The sequence below is a fragment of the Burkholderia sp. BCC1640 genome (assembly GCF_902833125.1).
Taxonomy (GTDB): domain Bacteria; phylum Pseudomonadota; class Gammaproteobacteria; order Burkholderiales; family Burkholderiaceae; genus Burkholderia; species Burkholderia diffusa.
On record NZ_CADFEF010000070.1, the window covers coordinates 1 to 4,124 of the forward strand.

General features: G+C 61.2%; 6 protein-coding genes and 1 rRNA gene. 5 read left to right on the plus strand and 2 right to left on the minus strand.

Features of this window, described 5'->3' with window-relative positions:
- The 4 genes from rrf to HWX25_RS32375 all read left to right on the plus strand — a co-directional run bounded on the left by rrf (nt 1) and on the right by HWX25_RS32375 (nt 1,654).
- Nucleotides 1–113 (plus strand): 5S ribosomal RNA (gene rrf, locus HWX25_RS32360).
- A 293-nt stretch (nt 114–406) separates the two neighbouring features.
- Nucleotides 407–811 (plus strand): Cu(I)-responsive transcriptional regulator, encoded by a 405-nt coding sequence (gene cueR / locus HWX25_RS32365; RefSeq protein ID WP_059820591.1) that lies wholly within the window; start codon nt 407–409, stop codon nt 809–811.
- A 215-nt stretch (nt 812–1,026) separates the two neighbouring features.
- Nucleotides 1,027–1,173, plus strand: a complete 147-nt coding sequence (locus HWX25_RS32370) for a DUF3563 family protein (RefSeq protein WP_006478295.1) — start codon at nt 1,027–1,029, stop codon at nt 1,171–1,173.
- 145 nt (nt 1,174–1,318) lie between these two features.
- On the plus strand, nt 1,319–1,654 hold the full coding sequence (locus HWX25_RS32375) for a hypothetical protein (protein ID WP_175912647.1): 336 nt from the start codon (nt 1,319–1,321) through the stop codon (nt 1,652–1,654).
- A gap of 15 nt (nt 1,655–1,669) precedes the next feature.
- On the opposite strand, the gene rlmJ is transcribed toward HWX25_RS32375, so the two are convergent.
- Both rlmJ and HWX25_RS32385 read right to left on the minus strand, forming a co-directional pair.
- On the minus strand, nt 1,670–2,515 hold the full coding sequence (gene rlmJ / locus HWX25_RS32380; protein WP_175912640.1) for a 23S rRNA (adenine(2030)-N(6))-methyltransferase RlmJ: 846 nt from the start codon (nt 2,513–2,515) through the stop codon (nt 1,670–1,672).
- Nucleotides 2,516–2,627: 112 nt separating this feature from the next.
- Nucleotides 2,628–3,599 carry an aldo/keto reductase gene (locus tag HWX25_RS32385; protein ID WP_175912642.1) on the minus strand — a complete coding sequence of 324 codons (972 nt, stop codon included), beginning with the start codon at nt 3,597–3,599 and terminating at the stop codon, nt 2,628–2,630.
- 163 nt (nt 3,600–3,762) lie between these two features.
- On the opposite strand from HWX25_RS32385, the gene HWX25_RS32390 reads away from it, so the two are divergent.
- A partial coding sequence (locus tag HWX25_RS32390) for an SDR family NAD(P)-dependent oxidoreductase (protein WP_175912644.1) occupies nt 3,763–4,124 on the plus strand: 362 nt, incomplete at its 3' end.

Consider the following 4,124-nt stretch of genomic DNA (forward strand, 5'->3'; position numbering starts at 1 on the left):
CCTGATGACCATAGCGAGTCGGTCCCACCCCTTCCCATCCCGAACAGGACCGTGAAACGACTCTACGCCGATGATAGTGCGGATTCCCGTGTGAAAGTAGGTAATCGTCAGGCTCCCTCAAGCCAGAAACCCCCGCCCGACAAGGCGGGGGTTTTTGCATTGGCGCGACGGAAATGCGCGAGATGACAGAGAACCGTCCACATCTTGCAAACTGCATGCTCTCCCGAGCTGGCAGATCTCGCCGCAACTTACCTCAATAAAATCATCTGGATTGCCGTCGATTCCGTCGTCACCGCCCGCGCCGGAACGAAATCTCCCGATTTGATACGATAGAAGCGTCGTCGACGGGTTGCTTGCCTCGACGTTCATGTTCGAACCAGTGCTTGATGGAGAGAGAGGGCAGCGAATGAATATCGGCGACGCGTCGCGCGAATCCGGCGTCAGCGCAAAAATGATCCGATACTACGAACAGGTTGGTCTTCTTGCGCCCAGCAAGCGTAGCGACGCTGGATACCGGATCTACGGTTCGGACGAAGTCCATATCCTGCGCTTCATCCGCCAGGCGCGGCGGCTCGGTTTTCTCGTCGAGGATATCCGCAAACTGCTGATGCTTTGGCAGGACCGCGCCCGCGCCAGTGTCGAAGTGAAGTCAATCGCCCTCGAACACGTGGCTGAACTCGACAAACGCATCGCGGAATTGAGCGATATGCGCAATACGCTCGCCGATCTCGCCGCGCACTGCCATGGTGACGAACGACCTGAATGCCCGATCTTGGCGCGCCTGGCCGAACCGATCGGTGAACCAGATTAGTGCATACTCTCCAGGCCGAAAAGCGGCCACGACTCGATATTCATAAAAATCAATGAGTTAAAGCGGATATTTCATAAGCCATTCCAAAATGGAATGGTTCCCATGCAAGCATTTCACTAGCATCTTGGTGCGGCATCGCTATAATTCGGGATAACCCTATACGGGAAATCCCTGAATCTCGATTCGCCAGGGGTCCCCCTTCCTTGGAGAACATCATGATCGCCTACATCGTTGAAAAGCTGAGCAACTGGTTCGAATCCGCAGAACGTGAGCGCCGTGAGGCATACCTCGCCACGTCGTCGGACATCGTCCAGCTCGAGAGCCGCATCCGCTCGCTCGAAACCAACGGCTACTCGCTGTAATCGGAGTCACCGTCAGGTGCCGTGTGGCACCGAACGAAAAGCAAGCCCCGTGTTGACGGGGCTTTGTTTTTTGTGCGCTTGATCTGGCGAAATCGTCGGCGCGGCGCTATGGTATGGGCCTGTTTTTAACCGGAAGAATATGACCATGCGCTTGTGTCTCGATGTGCGTCACGTTTCTCGCGTGCGTCTCGTTCTGGGGGCTGTCGTGCTCGCTCACGGCGTGGCGGCCGGGGCGGCGACGTCGTCCAAGCCGCTGATTCTCGATACACAACGTGGGATCCAGGATGGCAAGGGCGGCCTGGTGTTGCAAACGGCTCCGTTATCGTCCGAGCCGATCGTCGAGCCCGCAGGCATGCGAGCGCCGGCCGGGCAGAGGTCGAATTCATCGATCCCGCTGTTTGTCGCGCCGTATATCAATGTGCCCGGCTGGGGCGTGTCGCCAGCCAACCAGCAGAGACCCACGCCCAGACCGCAGCCATAACGGCAAGACGTCCGCTCAGTTCCCGCGGTGCTCGATCTGGAACCGGGCGCCGCTATCCTGCCCCAGGCGTTCGACGAGATAGGGCAGCGCTTCGTTCATGCTCTGCGCGAGTGTGTACGGCGGATTCAGGATGAACATTCCGCTGCCGTAAAGGCCCAGGCCGTCTGCCGGCGGATTCGATACCGTCAGCGTGAGGTGCAGCCAGTTGTTCGGTTGCAGGCGCTTGAGCTGCTCCGGAAAACGCTGCGATTCCACCCGTGCAACCTGCGGATACCAGATCGCGTAACAGCCGGTCGCGAAACGTTTGAGGCATTCCGTTACGCAAGTCACCGTGCGCGCGTAGTCCTTCTTGTCCTCATAGGACGGATCGATCAGCACCAGCGCGCGTCGCGGCGGCGGCGGCAGCAGCGCCTTGATGCCCTCGAAGCCGTCACCGGCGAAAATCATTGCACGGCGCCCCGCATCGCGGAAGTTGTGACGCAGCACGTCGATTTCCGTCGTATGCATTTCGAACAGGCGCATTCGATCCTGCTCGCGCATCGATCGCCATGCGAGATACGGCGAGCCCGGATAGTAGCGAAGCTCGCCGTCGTCGTTCAGCGCGCGCACCTCGTCGACGTAATCACCGAGTGCCTCGGGTAGGTTCTTTTCGTTCCATAGCGGCCCAATGCCGGTGTCGAATTCTCCTGTCTTGGCGGCATAACCGTCGCGCAGCGAATACACGCCGGCGCCGGCGTGCGTGTCGATGTACCAGTACGACTTGTCTTTCTTGTTCAGGTAGCGCAGCAGCTGGACGACGACGGCGTGCTTGAGCACGTCCGCGTGGTTGCCTGCATGAAAACCGTGACGATAACTGAGCATGGCGGGCTGCCTGAAACGAAGGATGAATCGATGAAAACGGACGATTGCGCGTGGCCCGTCGGGCCGCGCGCCAATGCGGCCGCGTATTGTACGCGAGTGGGCGTGAGTCGCCTTACTCGAATGCGTCGCCGACGGCCTCCTCGATACGTTGCTTGACCTCCGGCGTCAGCTTCGCGGCGACGTCGAGCGCGCGCATGTTGTCGCCGATCTGCTCGATCCGCGACGCGCCCGTAATAACAGAGCTCACGCGCGGATTCGCGAGTATCCATGCGATCGCCAGTTGGGCGGTGCTGCAGCCGAATTCGGCCGCGATCGCGCCGAGCCGTTCGACCACGTCGTTGCTGGCCGAATCCGTCAGCCGGGCGCGGAGCCAGTCGTAGCCCGGCAGTTGCGCGCGGCTACCCGGCGGTACCCCGTTCCGGTACTTGCCGGTGAGCAGCCCCGATGCCAGCGGGCTCCAGGTCGTCAGGCCGAGGCCGTAGTCTTCATAGAGCCGCGCGTATTCCTGCTCGACCCGGGTACGATGGAACAGGTTGTACTGAGGCTGCTCGACGACCGGCTTGTGCAGATGGTGCCGCTCGGCAATTTCGTACGCGGCGCGGATCTCGTCGGCGCTCCATTCGGACGTGCCCCAGTACAGCGCCTTACCGCGTACGATCATGTCGCTCATCGCCCAGACGGTCTCCTCGATCGGCGTGTTCGGATCGGGGCGATGGCAGTACACGAGGTCGACATAGTCGAGCTGCAGCCGGCGCAGCGAGCCGTCGATCGCGTTCAGCAGATATTTCCGGTTCAGCGTGTGGTATTGGTTCGGCGCTTCCGCGAGTCCCCAGAAGAACTTGGTGGACACGAGATAGCTGATGCGCGGCCAGCCGAGCGACTTGAGCGCCTGGCCCATGATTTCCTCGGATTTTCCACCCGCATAGACCTCGGCGTTGTCGAAGAAATTGACGCCCGCATCGCGGGCCGCCGCAAGGCATTCACGGGCAACCCGCTGGTCGACCTGGTTGCCGTAGGTGACCCACGAGCCGAGCGAAAGCGCGCTGATCTGCAGGCCGGAGCGGCCTAGCCGTCGATAGTGCATGGGCGTCTCCCGCGACTCGGAACCGACCTTAAGCTTAGACGTTTTGCGCGCGAACGGCGGGGCCGATCGTGCACAATAGCGGCTGGCCTGTCTGCACGACCGCGCGACGAAAGCGGATGCAGCGGGGCGCGCTTTTTCGATCCGATAACGGAAGGAGACGGACATGGCAGCAGATCTGAGCGGCAAGACCGCAGTCGTCACGGGCGCCGCAAGCGGCATCGGCAAGGAAATCGCACTGGAGCTGGCCAAGGCGGGCGCCGCGGTCGCGATCGCCGACCTGAACCAGGACGGCGCAAACGCGGTTGCCGACGAGATCAACAAGGGAGGCGGCAAGGCGATCGGCGTCGCGATGGACGTGACCAGCGAAGAAGCGGTCAACAGCGGCATCGACAAGGTGGCCGAAACGTTCGGCTCGGTCGACATCCTCGTGTCGAACGCGGGCATCCAGATCGTCAACCCGATCGAGAACTACTCGTTCGCCGACTGGAAGAAGATGCAGGCGATCCACGTCGACGGCGCGTTCCT

Coding starts and splice junctions, on each gene's coding strand:
- cueR (WP_059820591.1), top strand. CDS start 407: ATGAATATCGGCGACGCGTCGCGCGAATCCGGCGTCAGCGCAAAAATG.
- HWX25_RS32370 (WP_006478295.1), top strand. CDS start 1,027: ATGATCGCCTACATCGTTGAAAAGCTGAGCAACTGGTTCGAATCCGCA.
- HWX25_RS32375 (WP_175912647.1), top strand. CDS start 1,319: ATGCGCTTGTGTCTCGATGTGCGTCACGTTTCTCGCGTGCGTCTCGTT.
- rlmJ (WP_175912640.1), bottom strand. CDS start 2,515: ATGCTCAGTTATCGTCACGGTTTTCATGCAGGCAACCACGCGGACGTG.
- HWX25_RS32385 (WP_175912642.1), bottom strand. CDS start 3,599: ATGCACTATCGACGGCTAGGCCGCTCCGGCCTGCAGATCAGCGCGCTT.